Annotated in this window: 19 protein-coding genes; 1 reads left to right on the top strand and 18 read right to left on the bottom strand. The window is 60.6% G+C overall.

The features are described 5' to 3' along the window. Nucleotides 1-8 precede the first annotated feature (8 nt). The 17 genes from ACFOSU_RS15665 to ACFOSU_RS15585 form a co-directional block, all read right to left on the bottom strand. Entirely contained in the window at nucleotides 9-818 is an 810-nt protein-coding gene (locus tag ACFOSU_RS15665) for a hypothetical protein (protein WP_380690878.1), read from the bottom strand. Next, nucleotides 811-1737, bottom strand: coding sequence for a quinoprotein dehydrogenase-associated putative ABC transporter substrate-binding protein (locus ACFOSU_RS15660; RefSeq protein ID WP_380690877.1), 927 nt, complete (start codon nucleotides 1735-1737; stop codon nucleotides 811-813). Before ACFOSU_RS15660 ends, ACFOSU_RS15665 begins: the two co-directional genes overlap by 8 nt. Further along, a complete protein-coding gene (locus ACFOSU_RS15655) occupies nucleotides 1734-2648 on the bottom strand; it encodes a quinoprotein dehydrogenase-associated SoxYZ-like carrier (RefSeq protein WP_380691366.1) in 915 nt (304 codons plus the stop codon). The genes ACFOSU_RS15660 and ACFOSU_RS15655 overlap by 4 nt, the downstream gene beginning before the upstream one ends. Then, nucleotides 2645-3535 carry a quinoprotein relay system zinc metallohydrolase 2 gene (locus ACFOSU_RS15650; protein ID WP_380690876.1) on the bottom strand — a complete coding sequence of 297 codons (891 nt, stop codon included), beginning with the start codon at nucleotides 3533-3535 and terminating at the stop codon, nucleotides 2645-2647. Before ACFOSU_RS15650 ends, ACFOSU_RS15655 begins: the two co-directional genes overlap by 4 nt. Before the next feature lie 101 nt (nucleotides 3536-3636). Then, nucleotides 3637-4221 carry a c-type cytochrome gene (locus tag ACFOSU_RS15645; RefSeq protein ID WP_380690875.1) on the bottom strand — a complete coding sequence of 195 codons (585 nt, stop codon included), beginning with the start codon at nucleotides 4219-4221 and terminating at the stop codon, nucleotides 3637-3639. A gap of 176 nt (nucleotides 4222-4397) precedes the next feature. Next, nucleotides 4398-6233 carry a methanol/ethanol family PQQ-dependent dehydrogenase gene (locus tag ACFOSU_RS15640; RefSeq protein ID WP_380690874.1) on the bottom strand — a complete coding sequence of 612 codons (1836 nt, stop codon included), beginning with the start codon at nucleotides 6231-6233 and terminating at the stop codon, nucleotides 4398-4400. A 631-nt stretch (nucleotides 6234-6864) separates the two neighbouring features. Continuing rightward, the gene (locus tag ACFOSU_RS15635) at nucleotides 6865-7272 is read right to left on the bottom strand and encodes a hypothetical protein (protein ID WP_380690873.1); all 408 of its coding nucleotides are present in this window, start codon (nucleotides 7270-7272) and stop codon (nucleotides 6865-6867) included. 213 nt (nucleotides 7273-7485) lie between these two features. After that, on the bottom strand, nucleotides 7486-8799 hold the full coding sequence (locus ACFOSU_RS15630; protein WP_380690872.1) for a sensor histidine kinase: 1314 nt from the start codon (nucleotides 8797-8799) through the stop codon (nucleotides 7486-7488). 9 nt (nucleotides 8800-8808) lie between these two features. After that, nucleotides 8809-9486 carry a response regulator transcription factor gene (locus tag ACFOSU_RS15625; protein WP_380690871.1) on the bottom strand — a complete coding sequence of 226 codons (678 nt, stop codon included), beginning with the start codon at nucleotides 9484-9486 and terminating at the stop codon, nucleotides 8809-8811. 175 nt (nucleotides 9487-9661) lie between these two features. Next, nucleotides 9662-11881: a xanthine dehydrogenase family protein molybdopterin-binding subunit gene (locus tag ACFOSU_RS15620; RefSeq protein ID WP_380690870.1), complete on the bottom strand. Its 2220-nt coding sequence runs from the start codon at nucleotides 11879-11881 to the stop codon at nucleotides 9662-9664. A gap of 21 nt (nucleotides 11882-11902) precedes the next feature. Then, the gene (locus tag ACFOSU_RS15615) at nucleotides 11903-12883 is read right to left on the bottom strand and encodes an FAD binding domain-containing protein (protein ID WP_380690869.1); all 981 of its coding nucleotides are present in this window, start codon (nucleotides 12881-12883) and stop codon (nucleotides 11903-11905) included. A gap of 10 nt (nucleotides 12884-12893) precedes the next feature. Continuing rightward, nucleotides 12894-13574: a (2Fe-2S)-binding protein gene (locus tag ACFOSU_RS15610; protein ID WP_380690868.1), complete on the bottom strand. Its 681-nt coding sequence runs from the start codon at nucleotides 13572-13574 to the stop codon at nucleotides 12894-12896. Between the two features lie 128 nt (nucleotides 13575-13702). Further along, on the bottom strand, nucleotides 13703-14305 hold the full coding sequence (locus ACFOSU_RS15605) for a nucleotidyltransferase family protein (RefSeq protein WP_380690867.1): 603 nt from the start codon (nucleotides 14303-14305) through the stop codon (nucleotides 13703-13705). After that, the gene (locus ACFOSU_RS15600) at nucleotides 14302-15342 is read right to left on the bottom strand and encodes an XdhC family protein (RefSeq protein ID WP_380690866.1); all 1041 of its coding nucleotides are present in this window, start codon (nucleotides 15340-15342) and stop codon (nucleotides 14302-14304) included. The genes ACFOSU_RS15605 and ACFOSU_RS15600 overlap by 4 nt, the downstream gene beginning before the upstream one ends. 257 nt (nucleotides 15343-15599) lie before the next feature. Next, the gene (gene cbbX, locus ACFOSU_RS15595; RefSeq protein ID WP_380690865.1) at nucleotides 15600-16535 is read right to left on the bottom strand and encodes a CbbX protein; all 936 of its coding nucleotides are present in this window, start codon (nucleotides 16533-16535) and stop codon (nucleotides 15600-15602) included. Between the two features lie 51 nt (nucleotides 16536-16586). After that, nucleotides 16587-17012 (bottom strand): ribulose bisphosphate carboxylase small subunit, encoded by a 426-nt coding sequence (locus ACFOSU_RS15590; protein ID WP_380690864.1) that lies wholly within the window; start codon nucleotides 17010-17012, stop codon nucleotides 16587-16589. Between the two features lie 40 nt (nucleotides 17013-17052). Continuing rightward, the gene (locus tag ACFOSU_RS15585; protein ID WP_380690863.1) at nucleotides 17053-18504 is read right to left on the bottom strand and encodes a ribulose-bisphosphate carboxylase large subunit; all 1452 of its coding nucleotides are present in this window, start codon (nucleotides 18502-18504) and stop codon (nucleotides 17053-17055) included. A gap of 180 nt (nucleotides 18505-18684) precedes the next feature. Here ACFOSU_RS15585 and ACFOSU_RS15580 point away from each other — a divergent pair, with 180 nt between their 5' ends. After that, nucleotides 18685-19605 (top strand): LysR family transcriptional regulator, encoded by a 921-nt coding sequence (locus ACFOSU_RS15580; RefSeq protein WP_380690862.1) that lies wholly within the window; start codon nucleotides 18685-18687, stop codon nucleotides 19603-19605. Nucleotides 19606-19671: 66 nt separating this feature from the next. Here ACFOSU_RS15580 and ACFOSU_RS15575 read toward each other — a convergent pair whose 3' ends face one another. Further along, nucleotides 19672-20553, bottom strand: a complete 882-nt coding sequence (locus tag ACFOSU_RS15575) for a phosphoribulokinase (RefSeq protein ID WP_380690861.1) — start codon at nucleotides 20551-20553, stop codon at nucleotides 19672-19674. Between the last annotated feature and the right edge of the window lie 56 nt (nucleotides 20554-20609).

The raw sequence follows: 20609 nt of genomic DNA, 5'->3' as shown, positions 1-20609 counted from the left end.
GCTGTTCTTTATGCGTTCGGCTTGTCATCGTCCGTCACGATATTGCTGTCCATTTTCTTGAAGGCGACCCGTTCGACGACCATGTCATTCGATCCGCTGGTCGCCGGCGTTTCGGTACGCAGTTCAAGCACGCCCCCGGGGACATCGTCGGATAGCGTGAACACATACTGCTTTTCGGCTTCGGTGCCGATGTCTTCTCGATGAACCTTCTCGCCCTTGAAAGGCTTGAAAGAGATGCGCTTCACATCGACGGACTGACCGTTGTATTCGGCCGAGCCGTCCTCGACTTTCGCATCGCGTTGCAAGGCGAACTTGATCTGACGCTGGAAGTAGCGCCAGCTGCCGCCGGTGCGCTGTGCAACCTCGAGAACGTCGTTCTGCAGGAACATCATGATCACGGGGTTGCCACGCGCGTTGTTCACATCGGGCACATAGCGGTTGCGATCACCGGACAGAAAGTCGATATGCACTTTCTTTGCCTGTTTGGGCGCCGACTCGACCGTCAGATCCACCTTGTCGTCGTAGCTGTTGTTGCTGTCGCCCCGACGCGAAAAGCTGTACTCCAGTTTCGACGGGGTCTCGACGTTTTCAAGATGGTTGGTCATGAACAACAGGTGGTTGGCCTGAGAGTATTCATCACCGCTCTGATTCTGCGACGCGCTGGCGCCGTTGTCGCTGGCTGCCGTGTCTGTTTCCGCCGCGAGCGCCGCCGGTGTGAATGCCACGGCCAGCAGGGTCGCGAGCACCGCGCCCGTCAGAGCGCTCCGTGCGGTGCGCGCGCTGTTGTCGAGGTGCATCTTCAGTCTCTGCTCAATCATCGTCATCTTCCTGTACTTTGCGGTCTTCGGGACGCAATGGGACCAAGGGAACACCGTAGTCCTCGAGAATGGCAACAATCGCGTCGCGATTATCGTTGATCAAGCCTTGTACTTTGTTCAACCAGGCGTCATTGCCGTAGCGCACCGCCATGGATACCGGGAAATCGTACGGCTGGCCTTCCTGGTGGCCGAAGGGCACCACCTTGATATTGGCGTCTGCCTGTTTTGCGTAATAGCCGGCGATCGGGCCCCAGATCATGGCGATATCGATATCGCCGTTGACCAGATCCTTGGACACCATGTCACTGGGGTCGACGTCATAGCCGCCCGACTGGGGACGATATCCCACCATCTGGCTGATCATGCCGTGACTGACCGCCCAATCGGCCATCGGCGAACCTGCGAACACGCCAATACGCAGATCCTTGCGCTTGGCTTCCGGCAGGTCGGCCAGGTCTTGAGGCGTATTGATCGCGTCGAGCCCTTTGCCCTTGAGAAAAGCCATCGCGAAGGTCGAGCGGTAGTAGGGCAGCGTGGTCTTGCCGACATCGAAACCGCTGCCGGCACTGATAACAAGATCACAGGCGTAGCGGTCCTTGGCAGCGATCCAGCGCTTGAGCGAGTTGCGGCCAAAGCCCATCTGCTCGGCGACCCAGTAGTATTCCACCGGTACGCCCAGCTTCTTACCGAGCAGGGCGGCGATCTTGTTCTCGAAGCCTTCCTTTTTCTCGTTTGAAAACGGCATGTTGCTTGGGTCGGCACATACCCTGAGTGTGTCCGCCGCCGGGCTGGGCTGGGCGCCATCGTCTTCCTGCGCGAACGCGGTCGCATGCAATGCCAGTGCCACCAGCGGTGCGGCGAGCAGACCTCGGAGCAGGGGGCTCAGGGGGCGGGGGTGTTCGCTTCTAGGCAAGTTCATGATGCGGTTTTCTCCTCGTTCGCGGCAACGGCGGGCGGCCGAATTTTCTCGGCGGACCAGCTTTGCGTGAATACGTTGTTCTTGTTGTCGTGTACGCGCACCGACAGCTTGCCGTCGACGTCATCGCGCACCTTGAATTGCAGGCTCGGGTTCTCGCTGAGCGAAAACGTCATGTGCGAATCGAACACTGTTTCCTCGCCTTTCTTCACGGTGATTGCATCGACGAAATGCGCGGGGTAGACGAGACGCGTGAGCTGATCCATCTGGAGTCCGGTGATGTTGGGATGTCGGATCTGAAGCTGAGTACGATAGCCATCGTCGTTATCGTTGCGTACCTCGCGCAGGCGCAATTCGCCCATGTGCTTGAGCGCTTTCTCCGGGTCGCTACCAACGGGAGCGGAACAGCCGCCGCTGGCCTTGACGTAGTGCTTGACCATGTAGAGCTTGTTATCGCTCGTCTCGGCGATCACGCGCATATAGGTGTATGAGTTGACCCGTACCCGGGTCGCCAGCGTGGCACGGTCTGCCGCGGGGCCGAATGTGAATATGGCGGACATCGGCTCGGGATTATTGTCGATTACCAGCCACAATTTGCTGATCCGGCGATCGCGGTCACCGGAGAGTTCGTCTGTGATCGTGATCGGAACGACAGCCGCGTCTTCGGCGCGATAAGGTGCGTCCAGGCCCACAACCCCCTTGCCGTCGGCTATCGGACGGTCCTTGAAATAGGCTTTGCGCAAACTCTTCCAAACGGTTTGTTCGTCGCGATCCTGATAACTTGTCTGCGCGCTCGCGATCTGGACCATGCTCATCAAGAGCAGGAGCATCATCAGCAAAGCCAACGCGGAACCGGGCCGGCCGATGGGGTGGCATGCCCTGTGTGGTCTCGGTATGTGTTTGCTCATTTTCATTGCCACTCCAGCTCGGTGAACGCGGCGGTGACGTTGCGGGCGTGATAACTGTCGAACAGTAACCAGTCGGATTTCTGATCCATCGCCACATGGCGCGTGGCATACCGAAGACTGCGGCCGTCGTCGAGCATCTGCTGAACACCGTCGCGGATGTCGACCAGATAATCGTACTCCTTGTTCAGAACTGCCGGCCAATCATCACTGGCTGGGCCGTGCCCAGGTACCGCATGGGCTATGTCGTCGCGTGTTTTCAGGTGCTCCAGGGCCTCGATCCAGCCGGTGATGCTCGCGTCGATGGAGGGTACCCGGTCAACAAACAACAGATCGCCGAGCCAGAGCGTCTGCGATCTGGAATCGTAGACCGTGAGGTCGTTATCGGTATGCGCGGGCGGCCATGCCTTTATGCGCAGCGTCCGGCCACCGAGTTCCAGCGTCGTGTCGGCGTTAACTGTCCTGTCCGGCAGGACAATCCAAGACTTGTCGGCCTTCTGATCGAGAATTTCGTTCATCCGGTCCAGATATGTCCGAGCCCGAGCGGTCAACGCCCGGGGAAACCTGGTGCCGGCCACGAATACCGCTTTCGTATCCACAAACGCTCGGTTGCCAAATACATGGTCCGGATGCATATGCGTGTTGATGACATAGCAGATAGGCAATGTGCTTTTCGCACGTATCGCTGCGAGCAGCCGCTGCCCGACGACCGGGCTGCCGCCCGTATCGATCACGGCGACACAGCGGTCGCCGATCACGAAACTTACGTTACCTATATCCCCACGGTTGGTCGGATTCTCCTCGGCCTGTGCCGCCTGGTGATAGAACACACCCGGCGCGAGTCGATTGATCGAGAGCGAATTGCCGTCGGGTCTGGAAATCGGACTTTCGGGCATACCGCCGGCCAGTGCCGGCGATATCAAAGCTGATGCGCACAACAGAGAAAGGAAACCCAGCGTCAGTCGCACGGTGAAGTCGGCATGCCGGCTGATTCAGATCAGCCTTTGCCGCCGCCGTCCATGGCTTGCGGACGGCCCGCGGGCAGGGCACCGTCCGAACGAGCCTTCAAAAAGGCCCATATCTGCTGGACGTGGTTCATGACGTCTTCGTTATTGGCCCATGCAGGCATAATCTGGTACATGCCGGTCGTGCTGTCGAGCTTCGTGACGCCACCGGCCACGGCAGCCGTAAAGCGGCCCTGACCCATGCCCTTGAGACGTTGCACAAGGCTCGGCGCGAAGGTGCTGCCTTCGGCGGTCTCACCGTGACAACGTGAACAGTGGCCGCCGAATTTCTCGTAGCCCAGCATGACATCGTCACTGACTTTGCAGGCACCGTCGCCGTCGCAGTTGACCTTGTACGGTTTGCCATCGGCACCAGAACTCGCCTGCCCGGAAGAGCTGGCGCTCTTGCCCGAGCTGCTTTTCGCAGTGGCTTTGGCCGAAGCATCGCTTTTACCGGAATCGCTCTTGGCCTCGCTATCGTCCGAGCCGCTGTAATCAGCACCCATGTTGCTGTAATCGTTCACGATCGGACCGTCGTCGGCAGCGAACGATGAACTTGCGAAGGGCAGCATGGCCATGGCGAAGCACATGGCGGCGATGGTCTGACGAGTTCCTATCATTGTTTATCTCCTCTTCTCTGTTCTACAGACTAACCGCGGGCAGTGCGGTCAAAAAAAGCCCGTACTCAACCTGGTGCAGGCACCGGATCGAGTACGGGCCGTGTACGACTATCTAAGTCATACGCCGAGTCGCGTTATTTCGTTGCGACTTTCTGCGACTCGTCGGCCTTCTTGGCGACCGAATCGGGCAGGGCGAAGACCGTCAGAACACCACCCAGCTGAGTGTAGTTCTTCAGATCCTTGTAGCCACCCACAGCACCCAGACCGGCGTTGGGATCGGTCAGGCCAGCGGCCATGCCGATACCGGCCCAGCCACCGATACCCGAGAGTACGCCGACATACTGCTTGCCTTCGAACTTCCAGGTGTTGACGTTGCCGATGATGCCGGACGGGGTCTTGAAGCTGTAAAGCTCCTTGCCCGTCTTGGCGTCGACCGCCTTGAGGTAGCCTTCGAGCGTGCCGTAGAACACCACGTTGCCCGCGGTGGCCAGTGCGCCACTCCACACGGAGAACCGTTCCGGAATCGACCACTTGATCTTGCCGGTGGTCGCGTCATAGGCGATGAAGGTACCCATGCGCTTGCCGTCGAACTTCTTCACGGGGTTCGTGATGTCGTTCGGGCCCGGGTACATGGACAGCGTGGCGCCGACGTACGGCTGACCCGCGGTGTAGTCCACCTTGGTGGGCTCGTAGTCCATGCAGACGTGGTTCGTCGGCACGTAGAACAGGCCTGTCTTGGGCGAGTAGGCCGACGGCTGCTGATCCTTCGAACCCAGTGCGGCCGGACAGATATCGGTGACGTTGGTATCCACCTTGCCGTCGGTCGAATACTTGGATACGACCTGCGGACGGCCCGTCTTCATGTCGACCTTGGTCGCCCAGTTGACGGACGGATCGTACTTTTCGGCCACCAGCAGCTTGCCGGTTTCGCGGTTCTGCGTGTAAGCAAAGCCGTTACGGTCGAAGTGCACGACCAGCTTCTGCATCTTGCCGTCGATCTTCTGGTCGACAAGAACCTTCTCGTTGACACCGTCGTAATCCCATTCGTCATGGGGTGTCATCTGATAGGCCCACTTGGCCTCACCCGTGTCGGCATCGCGCGCGAAGATGGTCATTGACCACTTGTTGTCGCCCGGACGCTGGGTCGGGTTCCAGGTGCTGGGGTTGCCGGTACCGTAGTAGATCAGGTTCAAGTCGGGATCGTAGCTGTACCAGCCCCAGGTGGTGCCGCCGCCAATCTTCCATTGGTCGCCTTCCCAGCTCTTGAGGCTGGAATCCTTGCCGACCGGTTTCTGGGTCACGGCATCGATGGTCTTGTCCGGGTCGATCAGCATCGAATCGTCAGGACCGGTGCTGTAGGCACGCCAGGCCATCTTGCCGTCGGAGACGTTATAGGCGGTGATATAACCGCGAACACCGAACTCACCGCCGGAAATACCGGTGAAGACCTTGTCTTTCACAACAAGCGGTGCGTTGGTCGCGGTCTGGCCCTTGCTCGGGTCGCCGTTGACCGACTTCCAGTCGACCTTGCCGGTCTTGGCGTCCAGGGCCACCAGGGTGGTGTCCGCCTGCTGCAGGAAGATCTTGCCGTCCGAGTAGGCCAGACCACGGTTGACCGTGTCACAGCACATTACCGGAATGACCTGCGGGTTCTGAGTCGGCTCGTACTTCCACTTGATCGCGTGGGTCTTCAGATCGATCGCGAAAACCTTGTTCGGGAACGGTGTGGCCAGATACATGGTGTCGCCCTTGACCAACGGGCCACCTTCGTGTCCGCGCAATACGCCGGTCGAGAACGTCCAGGCGGGCACGATCTGACTGGCATTGTCGGAGTTGATCTGATCCAGATCACTGAAGCGTTGACCGTTGTACTGACCGCCCCACATCACCCAGTTGTTCGGGTCGTTCTGCAAGTCCATCAGACTGCTCGAGTCCGAGCTTTCCATGGAGCTCGAGTCGGAACTCTTCATTGAGTCGGAGCTAGAAGAACTGCTGTCTTCTGCAAATACGAATCCGGAAGCCATCAGCGTGGATGCGGCAACTGCTGCCGTCACCAGGCGGACTGCCCCCTTTTTTGGTTTCAATATCACGACGTTTCTCCTCCGTCACGTGTTTATAAGCAAGTCCCCCGGGAATCGAAAATCGATCATCGGGCGCTGCCGTTTCGGGCTTGTCGAACGGTGTGTCCGGTCAACCCCTCCACTGATTCGATATCACGGTATGAGAATGGCAGTCAATTGAATTGCCAGGTATCAAAAGTGGGGGTTGATAAAGTTCTCGAGTTGGGTTTAAGCGCTTGGGTAATGTAGAAAACCCGCGATTCGTTACCTAGCAGGCTTTTGCACGACCTGCAGCGTCACGCCGAGTTAGATGTATAGCGCAGCTCTTGCTGGCGCTTATGGGAAGCATGAAAAAAAATTATGATGCAAAGCGCGGCGTTAAGAGCTCTCCCGCGCATTGCGCTGCAACAAAAAACGTCTCCAGCCGAGGTTGTTTGCTGCGATGCAGCGCGGTGGCTGAAGACGTCTGTTCGGGCCGTCCGTATCGAGGTTCGCGGCGGGCAGTTGAGCGAGCATTTCACCGGCCCCGATCTCGTCACCACTAGCCGTTCTGCTCGCCTTCCTTTGCTTTTTTCTTGGCGGCTGCACCGGTATCGATCAGGCAACGATCGGCGGCCTGGCTTTTGAGCTTGGCCAGTTCAGAGCGACTGTTGCGTGCCAATTTGCCTTCGCGCAGAACCTCGGGGCGCTCGCCGCCCGCGTTCTGTCCGCGAGTGTAGGTATCGAGCGTGACGTAATCATCATAGGGAAGCTGGTCGGCGATGTAATCGATGCTGCATGAGCATTTGTACAGGGTGTCGTAATTCTCGCCACCCAACTGGTTCATGCACTCGAACACATATTCGGCCCGAGCCTCCGTCGGGTAGTTATGGGCGGGCAGTTTTGCTGCCTGGCCCAGACTTGGGATGAACAATGCGGCCCCAAGCATTAAGACAAAACGTTTTTCCATGGGTCTCCTCCATTTATTTGATGTTGTTTGAACTATTCGGAATCGGCGCTAACAGTGCACTGCAAGGAAGTGTACTTGCAAAAGCTTTGTGCCGGCGAGCTCGGGCAAACATGAATGCTTTGCTGCGAACCTGCAAGCCGAAAAATATTATAATCCTGATAAAAAATATATTAAACAATCAACTAAGAAACAATATTAATCCTATAACTGACTTTAATATTGTCCTTCAATTCTGGCATGGCGGCTGTCGGAGGCCTCCTCGGGGAAACTGATCTCAAAGCGCGTGCCGGCATCCAGGCTGCTCGTTACGGTGATGAGCCAGCCAAGGCGCGTGCAGATGCGCTTGACCAGATACAGGCCGATTCCGAAGCCGCGGCTGTTGGCGGAGCGATAACGTCGATTGAAGATATGTTCAAGCGCGTCGGGAGCGATGCCCTCGCCGTTGTCGGATACCACCAATTTTTCGTTGTTGACGCATATATCGACGGTGCCGCCGGAGGTATGTTGGACCGCGTTCTCGATCAGATTGTGCAGCACGCAGTCCACGATGCCCGCGGGGGCAGCTACGCGCGACGGATGGGTATCGACGCGAAGGCTGAGATTTTTTTTCGTGATCTCCGCCGCGTAATAGGGCAGTACTTCGTCGAGCGTGCTGGCGACATCGCAGTATTCACCATGCTGGGGCTGGTCACGGGCGAGAAACAACAGTGCACTGACCAGACGCTGCATACGGATGCAGGCGGCCTGTGTTCGCTCGGCGCGCTCACGTGTTTTGGGCGACAGATCGGTCTGGGAGAGAAGCAATTCATTGGCGCTGAGCGCCACCGCCAGTGGCGTGCGCAGTTCATGGCCTGCATCTTCGGTGAAACTGCGCTCACGTTCGATGAACGCATGAAATCGCTCGATAAGACCGTCGAAGCTCTCGGCGATGACCCGCATTTCGCGATCGGAATAATGGTGTGCAATCGGCGCGTTCACCTGGCCCGGGTGAAAGCCGGCCAGGCGAGCCGAGAGTGCCCGCACCGGCCGTAAAATGAGAAACGAGAACACCAGGGCGATGATCAGCGAGAGCAGCACGGCACCGGCGAGCGTCAACCAGCCAATGGCGGCGAGCCGATCCTCGAGATCCTCGATTGATTCCACATCGAGGGTAAAGTAAATCTGGCCGTCATCGACGTCTCTGCGGGCGGCGAAATATTCGCGTCCGTCGATGTGTATTTCGCGGTAGTCGCCGGCCTCGATGCGTTGTAGCGCCCTGGGGAGGGTCGTACGCGGCTCGCCCGGGGCAACGACATAGACCTGTCCGGAATGGCCGCGCTTTCCGGCAATGGTGGCATCTTCACGATAATCCATCGCCAGGCTGTCGAGTTCGCGCCGCAGGGTCTGGTTGAGCAATTCGTCTTCGAGCACCCCGACGAACTCGTGCATGGCGACCGCAAACCCGACCGTTGCGGTGAAGGTGACGGCCAGCATCCCGAGGAACAGACGAAGTCGCAGACTCAGATGCGAGCCGATGAATTTCAGCATCCGTATCTGCTACACCGGATTTGCGGTGAGTTGATAGCCCACGCCGTGGACGGTGCGAATGACCGATCGGCCGCCGGGTACGCCGAGCAAATGACGCAGCCGATGGATATGGCCGCGCAGGGCGGCTTCGGATTCGGGCGGTTCATCGTTCCAGATGACGTGTTCTATCTCGGCGCGGGTGACCACGCCGGGATGGGCGCGCATCAGCAACTCCAGTATCTGAAAACTGATGGGTGCCAGTTCCAGGCGAGCGCTGTTGCAATGCACGAGGCGTTGATCGATGTCCATGCACAGATCGGCGGCCCGCAACTGATTCAGCGCATCGGCACGACGGCGCACTATCGCCTGCAAGCGCAGATACAGTTCCCGCAGTGAAAAAGGTTTGGTGAGGTAATCGTCCGCGCCGGCCTCGAAGCCCTGGATACGGTCATCGACTGTGTCCCTGGCGGTGAGCATCAATACCGGCGTCGTCTTGTGAATCTCCTCGCGTAAACGCCGGCACAACGCGATGCCGTCGATCTTGGGTAAATGCAGGTCGAGAACGACGGCATCGTAATGATGAGCTTCGCACAGGCGCAGGCCGACCGAGCCGTCGGAGGCAAAGTCGGGTTCGTCGCCCTGTTGTTCCAGATATTCGCCGATATTGGTGGCGAGCGTGTCGTTGTCTTCTATGATCAGAACATGCATTACGTTCGAGGCTAGCTTAGAGAAAGGCAAATGTTAGGGATAGGACAGCACAAACGCCTTCGGGTTTAACGGCTGGCGTTAGTTGCCGGTTTCGTGGGCGCGAAAAAAAGGCGGCCGTGAAGGCCGCCCTTGATTTCTCCTATCGGCCGCCGCGGGGCAACCATGATGACCACTCTCAGGTCGCCATCAGTTCCTCGAGTCGGATCGGCAGTTCGCGAATCCGCTTGCCGGTGGCGTGGTGCACGGCGTTGGCCACGGCCGCGGCCATGCCGGTCACCCCGATCTCGCCGATCCCGCGGGCCCCGAATTCGTTGAACTTGTAGTCCGGGTGGTCGAGCAGGACGACGTCGACGTCGGGCGGGTTGTCGGCGTGCACGGGCACCAGATACTCCGCGTAGTTGTTGTTGATCGGCAGGCCCGAGCGTTCGTCGTACTCGGTGGCTTCGAACAACGCCATGCCGATGCCCATGGCGACGGCGCCCTCGACCTGATTCGCCGACGTTTTCGCATTGATGATCTGGCCGACATCGATGGCACTGACCACACGCGATACGCGCAGTCGCGAGATACCTGCGTCCCAGCGCACCTCGACGAAGTGCGCACCGAAGGAGCGAAACGAATATTCGCCCTTGGGCGCGCCCGGCGTGTGTGCCGCACCGTCGGCATTGGCCAGCTTGTTGCGTTTGAGCACGTCGGTGTAGGCGACCGCCTTGCCCTCGGCGTTGATGAGCTTGCCGTCGTCGAAGTCGATGTCGTCGGTTTTCGCGCCGGCGAAGTCGCCGCCGTCGGCGACCACATAGCCCTTGAGTTCGTCGATCGCGGCGCGTGTGGCCTGGGCGATCGCGGGAAGCGTGGTCGCGGTCGCCCAGGAACCGCCCGAGATCGGGCCGCTGGGGTAGCTGGAGTCGCCGAGTTCGACTTCGATCTTGTCGATAGGGATGCCGGTGATGCTCGATACGGCCTGCGCCACGATCGTGTAAGTGCCGGTGCCGATATCCTGGGTCGCGCAGGACGCGAAGGCGCTGCCGTCGGCCCGCAGCGACACGCGCGCATCGCAGTCCATTTTCAGGGCTTCCCAGTTGCACGCGGCCATGCCCCAGCCGATGACGTCGTTGCCATCGCGCATCGAGCCGACCGCATGATCGCGCTTCGACCAGCCGAACTTCTCGGCGCCCTTGTCGAAGGCTTCCATGAGATGGATGCTGGAGAAGGGCAGGTCCATGCTCTCGTCGCGCTCGGTGTAGTTGGCCTTGCGAAACTCGAGCGGATCCATCTTCAGTTGCTCGGCCATTTCGTCCATGGCTGATTCCAGAGCGAACAGGCCCGGGGCGGCGCCCGGCGCACGCATCGAAGTCGGCGTGCCGTGATTGGCGCCGATGGTGGCGTGGCTCACGCGCAGGTTGGGGCAGGAATACAGGCTCTTGGTGCAACTGCCGGTGGTTTCCACATAAGTGTCGACCATCGACGTCGTGTTGACCGAGTCATGGCTGAGGGCCAGCAGCTTGCCGTTGTCGTCGGTGCCGATACGGATCTGCTGCCGGGTCGGCGGCCGATGGCCGGTCGTCGTGAACATCTGCGCACGCGGGACCACCAACTGGACCGGGCGTCCGATCTCGCGCGAGGCCGCAGCGGCAGCCACGGCATGCGGCCACAGCCACAGTTTGCTGCCAAAGCCCGAGCCGATGAACGGAGCGCGTACTTCCACGCGTTCCGGCGGCAGGCCGAATACCTTGGCCATCACGTTGCGCGCGAACACCACGCCCTGGGAGGCTTCGTAAAGCACCAGGTCGCCGTTTTCCCAGTTCGCAACGCTTGCATGCATTTCCATGGGGTTATGGGTTTCCATGGGCGTGACATAGGTCACGTCGACCTTGTTCGGGGCGCTATCGAAGGCTTCGTCGGGGTTGCCGCGGGTATGGCCGCTCTTGTCATCCTTCTTGGGCGAGCCGTTCTTCGCCAATGCCTGTTCGAGGTTGGCGGCGGCTTCATCCGCACTGTAGTCGACGTTCACCTTGTACGCGGCGGCGCGTGCGTTCGCGAACGTGTCGGCGACCACCAGGGCGACGAATTGCCCGGGGTAGTAGACCTTGTTGTCCTCGAACGGCAGGCGTGTCTCGTCGACCTTGTTCTCCTGCGCGAAGCTGCTCGGGGTGCGATACAGGTCCGGGAAATGATCGTGATGAAAGATATCGATCACGCCCGGCATCTTCTTGGCCGCCGACAGGTCGATGCCGTTGATCTTGCCGCTGGCGACGGTGCTGAACACGCCGTATGCATAGGCCATGTTCGGCAGGTGATGATCGGCCGCATACATCGCGCGACCGCTGAGTTTCTTCGGACCGTCGATACGCGACTTGGGCGCGCCGATGATCTTTTCCTTTACGTTGTCACTCATGATGCTGATCTATCCTCTGGCTCAGGCCGTGACGGTGGTCAGGCTGCGTACGACCGCCTGTTGGCCGAGCGGAACCTTGAATGCGTTGTGGGCGTAAGTCCGGGCGTCGGCAAACGCCAGTTCGGCCGCTTTCTGAAAATTCGCCTGCGTGGCGGGTTGGCCGATCAGCGTTTTTTCGGCCTGCTGTGCACGCCAGGGTTTGGTGCCCACGCCGCCCATGGCGATCCGGGCTTCGCGAATGGTGTCGCCATCGGTGGCCACGATCACGCCGGCCGACGCCAGGGCGAACTGGTAGGAGGCCCGATCACGCAGCTTCAGATAATGCGACTTGTTGCCCTTGATGGGCGCGTCGAGCACCACGTGCGTGATCAGCTCATCGGTATCCAGGGCGTGTTCCTTCTGCGGGCTGTCGCCGGGCAGCAGGTGGAAATCGAGAAAGTCGATTTCGCGTTCGCCGCTCGGCCCGGAGACGACTACCGTGGCGCCGATGGCGGCCATGGCCACGCACATATCGGACGGATGGCTGGCGATGCATTGATCGCTGGTGCCGAGTACCGCATGCACGCTGCGATTGTCGCCGCCGATGGCGGCACAGCCGGCGCCCGGTTCGCGCTTGTTGCAGGCCGATACGCCATCGCGGAAGTACGGGCAGCGCACTCGCTGCATCACGTTGCCGCCGGTGGTGGCCTTGTTGCGCAGCGAGGTCGAGGCACCGGCCAGCAGCGCTTCGGAGAGCACGCGGTAGTGTTTCTGAACCGCGGGGTGATATGCCAGATCGGTGTTGCTGACCATGGCACCGATCTTGAGACGGCCGTCGTCGAGTTCCTCGACGTCGAACAGCGGCAGCCCATTGACGTCGACAACGCGTTCCGGCTGCATGATGTCGATCTTGACCAGGTCGAGCAGGGTGGTGCCGCCGGCAACGAAGGCGGATGGCTGGCCGGCATGGGCAGCCACTGCGGCCTCGACGCTGTCGGCTTTCTGATACTGGAAATTTCTCATCGAACGTCTCCTAGATCTTGCCGCGCGTCGACTGGACCGCGGCAAGAATGTTCTTGTAGGCCCCGCAGCGGCAGATGTTGCCGCTCATGGCTTCACGCACGGCGTCATCGCTGCTGTCGATACGCGTGTCGGCGAGCACGGCAGTCGCTGTCATCATCTGACCGGAGGTGCAATAGCCGCACTGGTAGGCATCTTCGTCCAGAAATGCCTGCTGGATCGGGTGCAGATCTTCGCCATCGGACAGGCCTTCGACGGTGGTGATCTCATCGCCGTCGTGCATGACCGCCAGACTCAGGCAGGAATTGATGACCGTGCCGTTGACGTGCACGTTGCAGGCGCCGCACTGGCCGTGGTCGCAGCCTTTCTTGGTGCCGGTCAGCTCGAGTTCGTCGCGCAGCGCGTCGAGCAGGATGAGATTCGGCGCGGCGTCGATCTGCCGGGGTTGGCCGTTGACCTTGAGCGTGATGCGCATCGTGCCTTCGGCGGGTGCCGCTGCGGTAGCGGCCTGATCCGCACTGGAACCGTCATCGGCCCAGGCCGTGCCCAGGCCCGCGCCGGTTGTGGCGGCGGCAATGCTCGACATGCCCACACTCTTGATGAAATGCCGGCGCGACGGCGAATAATCGCCGTCATCGCCGTGTTTCGTATCGCCGGCGCCGATACCGGCCCCGTCATTCTTCCGATTTCTCATTTCGCTCTCCGTAGCATTTTCGATGTCGCAGCGACATCACTCGGTGGAAGTCTGTCTGTCGATGGTAGCGCCGGATGTCGTCGTCGACACCGCGGAGGAAAGTCTCCGAGGGCAAATAGCCCGCTGGCTCAGTGCAGGCGACGCAGGGCCCGGCGCAACGCGCGCGGGGTATCGATGTCGACCACGCTGTCCTGGCGTGCCGGCACCAGCCGCCGGCGCGCGTCCGGCACTCGGGAAAGAACGGCTTGTGCGCCCCGATCGCCCGTCAGCGCGCCGATACTGGCGAACAGGCGGCGCGAAACCAGCACGGGGTGGCCCGGAACGCCGGCATGAACGGGCCGCAGATAATCCAGGCCAGCATGCCACTGTGCACACAACCGCTGAATATGGTCGACACTCATGCCGGGCATGTCGGCCAGACAGATCAGCGCGGCATCGGTACGCGACGGCAGTGCGATAAGCCCCTGTTGCAACGACGTCGCCATGCCGTCGCGATATCGCCGGTGGCGCACGATGCGCAGACGACTCGATGGGCGGGCCCGACACCGTGCGATACGCGCAATCGTGGCGTGGCGCGGCCCGGTTACCAGTACGATGCGGCGAAGTCCGGCGGCGTCGAGTGTGGCGAGTGTCTGCGCCACGAGTGGGGCGCCGTCGAACGACGCCAGCATCTTGCTGATGTATCCATAGCGTTCGCTTCGGCCTGCCGCGAGCACGACCGCGCCGATCAAGTCGCTGCCGCCGTCTCGCGCGGGCGCCGTTCGACCAGCTCGGCCAGCACCGACAGGGCGATCTCATGCGGTTCGCGGGCGCCGATATTCAGCCCGGCCGGTGTGTTCAGTCGGGCCATCCGATCGGCGTCGATACCGGCGTCACGCAGCAGAGCCTGTCGTTCGAATGATTTGCTGCGACTGCCGAGGGCGCCGATCGCGAAGGCTTCGGACGCCAGCGCCTTGATCAGAACGCTGTGATCGTCGTCCATGTCGTGGGTCAGCGTATATACGGCACAGGAGGCGTCCAGTTGCAGATCGCGCAACGCGCTGCGTAGCGGGCGCGTGTCGTACTGGCACAGCGGCGTATCCACGGGCGGCGCGGCGGGGCCGTAAGGGCGCAACAGGGCGACCTCGTAGCCGAATATCGGTGCAAGCCGGCACAGCGCCAGCGTCACGGGGTCACCGCCGACAACGATCAGTCGCGGTGTGGGCAGGTGGCGCTTTCGAAACAGCTGGCTGCCCGTGGCGAGTGCGGGTGCATCGAATCGATGCGAGCCGTCGTCGAGATCGATACAGACATCGATCGGCACACGGGCGTCGCGGGCCGAACGCAGCCGACTCACGTAATTCTCGAGATCGGTAATCGCGCGCACGAAGATACGAATGCGTCCACCGCAGGTCAGCTGCACGTCGAGTACCGGGCTGCCGGCGCCGTAATCGAGCATCACGGGTTTGCCGTGCTCGAGGACCTCCAGCGCCTGGGTGGCGACCGCAGCTTCGACGCAACCGCCGGAGACGTAGCCGGCCACCTCGCCGAGGTCGTTGATCGCCATTTCGCTGCCCAGCGGACGCGGCGAGGAACCGCTGATATCGACCAGCGTCGCCGTTGCAACACGGCGGCCGCGGGCATGCCAGCCTTCCAGCACGGGCAGCAGGTCGTCGATCAGGCCGTAGGTCGGCCATGCAGGCCAGTCGGCGCGCGCGCCTGGCTCAGGCGCAGTCGCGGCTGCGGGGTCTCGACGAGGGCCGGGAAACGGAGTGATTTTGTCTGCCATTGATGTGTCTGACACTAACCAATGCCGAGGCATGAATCCAGAGGCGCGAACACGGGTATTCAGCGCGTATGCCTCAGCATATCCGATCATCACTGCAATGATGAGACAGGCTTGGCGTCGGCGGATGTTTCAGGAAGACACTATTTAATGGCGCACGAGAGAAAATCAAGCCCGATGTTCGCGACAGCGTGCGGCTCGCGGCACGGGACGCGCCTGCAGGCGCCGGTCTCGTCTGTCGGCAGAGCCGTGCCCGGTTTTCAGGACGGGACTTCACCGCTGCCGAGGGGCTCGCTGAACACACGACTGGCGCGTACGTCTTCGACCTCGATACGCATGAGATCTTCGCGGGTGATGCTGCCACGCGCCTCGAACAGGCGCTTGGCCTGGCGCAGACGCATGCGATCCAGTGCGTTGCGAATCGAACGGGCGTTGGCGAAATGCGGCTGCTGCATGCGCCGCTCGACATATTCTTCGAACGCGGCCGCGGCCTCCGGGCTGAAACGATAGTTCTGCTCGGCGAGCATGAGTTCGCTGATCGACGCCAGTTCCGTGGTCGAGTAATCGGGGAAATCGATATGGTGGGCAATACGTGAGCGAAAGCCGGGGTTGGACTCGAAGAAGCGGTCCATGCGGTCCTTGTAGCCGGCCAGAATCACGACCAGATCGTCGCGATTGTTCTCCATGACCTGGAGCAGGATCTCGATTGATTCCTGGCCGTAATCACGCTCGTTCTCCGGTCGGTACAGATAGTAGGCTTCGTCGATGAACAGCACGCCGCCCATGGCACGCTTGATCACGTCCTTGGTCTTGGGCGCGGTGTGGCCGATGTACTGGCCCACGAGGTCGTCGCGGGTCACCGACACGAGATGGCCCTCGCGCACGTAATCCAGCTTGTGCAGGATCTTGGCCATGCGCTCGGCGACCGTGGTTTTGCCGGTACCCGGATTGCCGGTGAAACACATATGCAGGGTCGGGGCGCCGGCGGTCAGTTCGAACTGACGCCGGACCCGATCCACCAGCAGGAGGGCCGCGATCTCGCGGATACGCGTCTTGACCGGCACGAGCCCGATCAATTCGCGATCCAGTTCCTCGAAGACGGCCTCGATTTCGGAGTCGTCATAAAGTTGATCGAGATCGACGCTTGCGTTCTTGTCGAGCGTCTTGTGGTCGTTCCTGGACTCTTCGGCAGACATTGCAAGCTCCTGCGGCGGATGGATCGGGTCAGATTCTTTCAACGTCCGACGTTATGACTGGCCGTAACGTGAGCCTTCCGGCTTGTCGCTGGCATAGCTGTGCACGGTATAGCGCACGTGACGGCCTTCGACTTCCTGACGGATCAGACCGAAGCCCGGTTCATGCGAGGGCCGGTTGACGATGAACGACAGACGCGGGGTTTCCCACTGATGTGTGCTGTCGAAGCCCGTGACCCGGATATAGTGCTCCGGAAACGCCTTGCGGCATTCCGCCAGATCCATCATGAAGCCTTTCGGATCCTTGAGATCGAACTGGGGCTGACCGAACATATCCCAGTAGGTATTGCGCGGATGCGGGTCGTCCGTGTATTCGAGGCTCACCGCCCAGCCGTTGTCCAGACAGTATTTGACCTGCTTGGTGATCTGCTCGTCGGTCAGATCGGGCAGGAACGAGAAGGTGCCTTGCGTTATTTTCATGGTGTGTCTCCGTATTTATTCCTAGCGACTGAGGGGGCGATCAGCTGGACGGCGTTTCCTGCGGCACGAAGTCGGGCGTATCCGTCGACGTGTAGTCGAAGGTGATGTCCTTCCAGGTGTCGAGGGCGTGCTGCAGCGGGCTGCAGTCCTTGGCCGCCTTCTTGAGGATGTCCGGGCCTTCGTTCAGATAGTCGCGCCCTTCGTTGCGGGCCATGATCATGGCTTCGAGCGCGACCCGATTGGCAACGGCGCCGGCCTGGATGCCGTCCGGATGGCCGATGGTGCCGCCACCGAACTGGAGTACGCAGTCCTCGCCGAGATAGTGCAGCAGCTGATGCATCTGGCCGGCATGAATGCCACCCGAGGCCACCGGCATGCACTTGTTCAGACCGGCCCAGTCCTGATCGAAGAACACGCCGTGCTCCAGATTCTGGTGGTTGAACGGCTCACGCAGCACGTCATAGAAGCCGGCGATCTGGTTCGGATCGCCCTCGAGCTTGCCGACGACGGTGCCTGCATGAATATGGTCCACGCCGGCCATGCGCATCCACTTGGAGATCACGCGGAAGGACACGCCGTGATTCTTCTGGCGCGTGTAGGTCGAGTGACCGGCACGGTGCAGATGCAGAATCATGTCGTTCTTGCGGGCCCAGTTCGACATCGACTGGATCGCGGTGTAACCGATGACCAGATCGATCATGACGATGGACGAGCCGAGGTCCCTGGCGAATTCGGCGCGCTCGTACATCTCTTCCATGGTCGCAGCCGTAACGTTCAGGTAATGCCCCTTCACTTCGCCGGTGGCCGCCGATGCCTTGTTCACGGCTTCCATCACGTAGAGGAAGCGATCACGCCAGTGCATGAACGGCTGCGAATTGATGTTCTCGTCGTCCTTGACGAAGTCGAGACCGCCCTTGAGGGCTTCATACACCACGCGACCGTAGTTGCGGCCCGACAGACCGAGCTTGGGCTTGGTGGTGGCACCCAGCAGCGGGCGTCCGAACTTGTCCAGACGTTCGCGCTCCACGACGATGCCGGTGGGCGGACCCTTGTACGTGGTCATGTAGGCGGTCGGGATGCGCATGTCTTCGAGACGCAGGGCACGAATGGCCTTGAATCCGAACACGTTGCCGATGATCGAGGCGGTCAGATTGGCGATCGAACCCGGCTCGAACAGCTGGATATCGTAGGCGATATAGGCGAAGTACTGATCCTCGCTGCCCGGCACCTGATCGACGCGGTAGGCCTTGGCGCGGTACTTGTCGCAGGCAGTCAGGCGATCGGTCCAGACCACGGTCCAGGTGGCGGTCGAGGATTCGCCGGCCACGGCCGCGGCAGCTTCCTCCGGGTCGACGCCGTCCTGGGGAGTGATACGGAACAGGGCAATAATGTCCGTATCGATCGGATCGTAGTCCGGCTCCCAGTACCCCATTTTCTTGTACGGGATGACCCCGGCTTCATAACGCTTGTCGTTCTGGATGGTCTGTGCCATGTCGAATCTCCTTCGGCTCGTCGGTCTTTTAATTGGCAGTAGGCAGTCTCGCGACAGGAGTCAGATTAGGGCGAGGGGTTGATAAATAAAAGTAAATAGTTATTATTGTTTGCATAAAAAAATATAGCCATAAAAACAGGCGCGCAGACGTTGCTTGAATGGCTTCGCACGGTGCATCGAATGAACATAACCCTCAGACAGCTAAAGGTTTTCGAAGCCGTGGCTCGGCATTCGAGCTACACCCGCGCGGCCGAGGAGATGCATCTGACCCAACCTGCCGTCTCGATTCAGGTCAAGAGTCTGGAAGAGTCCGTCGGGCTCGCCCTGTTCGAGCAGTTCGGCAAGCAGATCTATCTGACCACCGCCGGTGAGGAGATTCTGCTCTACAGCCGCAGCATTGCCGCTCAGGTCGACGAGATCGGTGACGTGGTCGCCCGTCTCAAGGGAGTGTCGCGTGGCAGCCTCCATGTGGCCGTGGCGACCACGGCCAACTATTTCATCACCCATCTGCTCGCCGCCTTCCACCGCGAGTTCCCAGAGGTCGCTATCAATCTGTCGGTGACCAATCGCCAGGGCCTGCTGCAACAGCTGCAGGAAAATCGGATCGATATGGTGGTGATGGGTGAACCGCCGGCCGAAAGCAGTCTTGTCGGGGAGGCGTTCATGGAGAACCCGCTGGTGGTGATCGCGCCACCGGATCATCCGCTGACCCAGCGCAAGCGTATTCCGCTCAAGACCATCGCCCGAGAGCCGTTCGTGGTGCGCGAGGAGGGCTCGGGTACGCGCGCCGCGATGACGCGTTTTGCGCGGCGGCATCAGATCCAGATCACGCCAGCGATCGTCATGACCAGCAACGAAGCGATCAAGCAGGCAGTGAGCGCCGGTCTGGGTCTCGGCCTGGTATCGGCGCATACGCTGGAACTGGATCTGTACGCCAAGCGGCTGCAGATTCTGAATGTGGCGCATTTTCCGATCGTGCGTCACTGGTACATCGTGCACCGGGAAGGCAAGCGTCTGTCGCCGGCGGCCGATGCGTTCCGCAGCTTTCTGGTCGACAACGCGGATTCGGTCTGGCCGGCGGCCGCCGAGGCGCAGGCCTAGCCTGGGGACAAAAAAATGGCCACCGTGCAACGCAGGTGGCCATCGGCGGCAGGCTTGAATGCCGCGTCAGCGGTAACGCACCACACCGGTGGTCACCATCGACTCGATCAGCGGCTGCATGATGATTTCCATGGCGAAACCCATCTTGCCGCCCGGCACGACGATACTGTTGCGGCGCGACATGAACGAATCGTGGATCATGGACAGCAAGTACTGAAAATCCACGTTGATCTTCTTCGGGTCGCGAAAGCGGATCACGATCAGGCTTTCGTCCAGCGTCGGAATATAACGACTGACGAACGGGTTGGACGTATCCACGGTCGGTACGCGCTGGAAATTGATATGCGTGCGTGAGAATTGCGGCGTGATGTAGTTCACGTAGTCGTGCATACGCCGCAGGATGACTTCGGTGACCGCCTCGGTGCTGTAGCCGCGGGTGGCCTTGTCGCGATGCAGCTTCTGGATCCACTCGAGGTTGATGATCGGCACCACGCCGACGAGCAGGTCGACATAACGCCCGACGTCGATATCCCCGCTGACCACGCCGCCGTGCAGGCCTTCGTAGAAGAGCAGATCGACGTCGTTGGGGATGTCTTCCCAAGGCGTGAACGTGCCGGGCTCCTGTTTCCAGGGTTCGGCTTCCTCGTTGTTATGCAGGTAGAAGCGACGCTGGCCGCCGCCGTGTTCGCCGTGGTCGCGAAACAGCGCCTCGAGTTTTTCGAAATGATTCGCCTCGGGACCGAAATGGCTGAAATGGCGGCCTTCCTTCTCGGCCAGTTGTACCTGGCGCTTCATTTCCGTGCGCTCGTAGCGATGGAAGCAATCGCCTTCCACGATCGCCGGCTTGAATCCGTCGCGACGAAAGATATGTTCCATCGCCTCGCGGACGGTGGAGGTGCCGGCGCCGGACGAGCCGGTCACCGCGAACACGGGATGTTTTATCGACATGGGCTGCTCCCGACGCGCCTGACGCGTTGACCCTGAAATGATGTTCAGAACATGGA

Origin of the sequence: Salinisphaera aquimarina, assembly GCF_042643355.1 — a bacterium.
Lineage (GTDB): Bacteria > Pseudomonadota > Gammaproteobacteria > Nevskiales > Salinisphaeraceae > Salinisphaera > Salinisphaera aquimarina.
The sequence above is the reverse complement of the archived record's forward strand: the minus strand, read 5'-3'. Positions and strand labels throughout refer to the sequence as shown.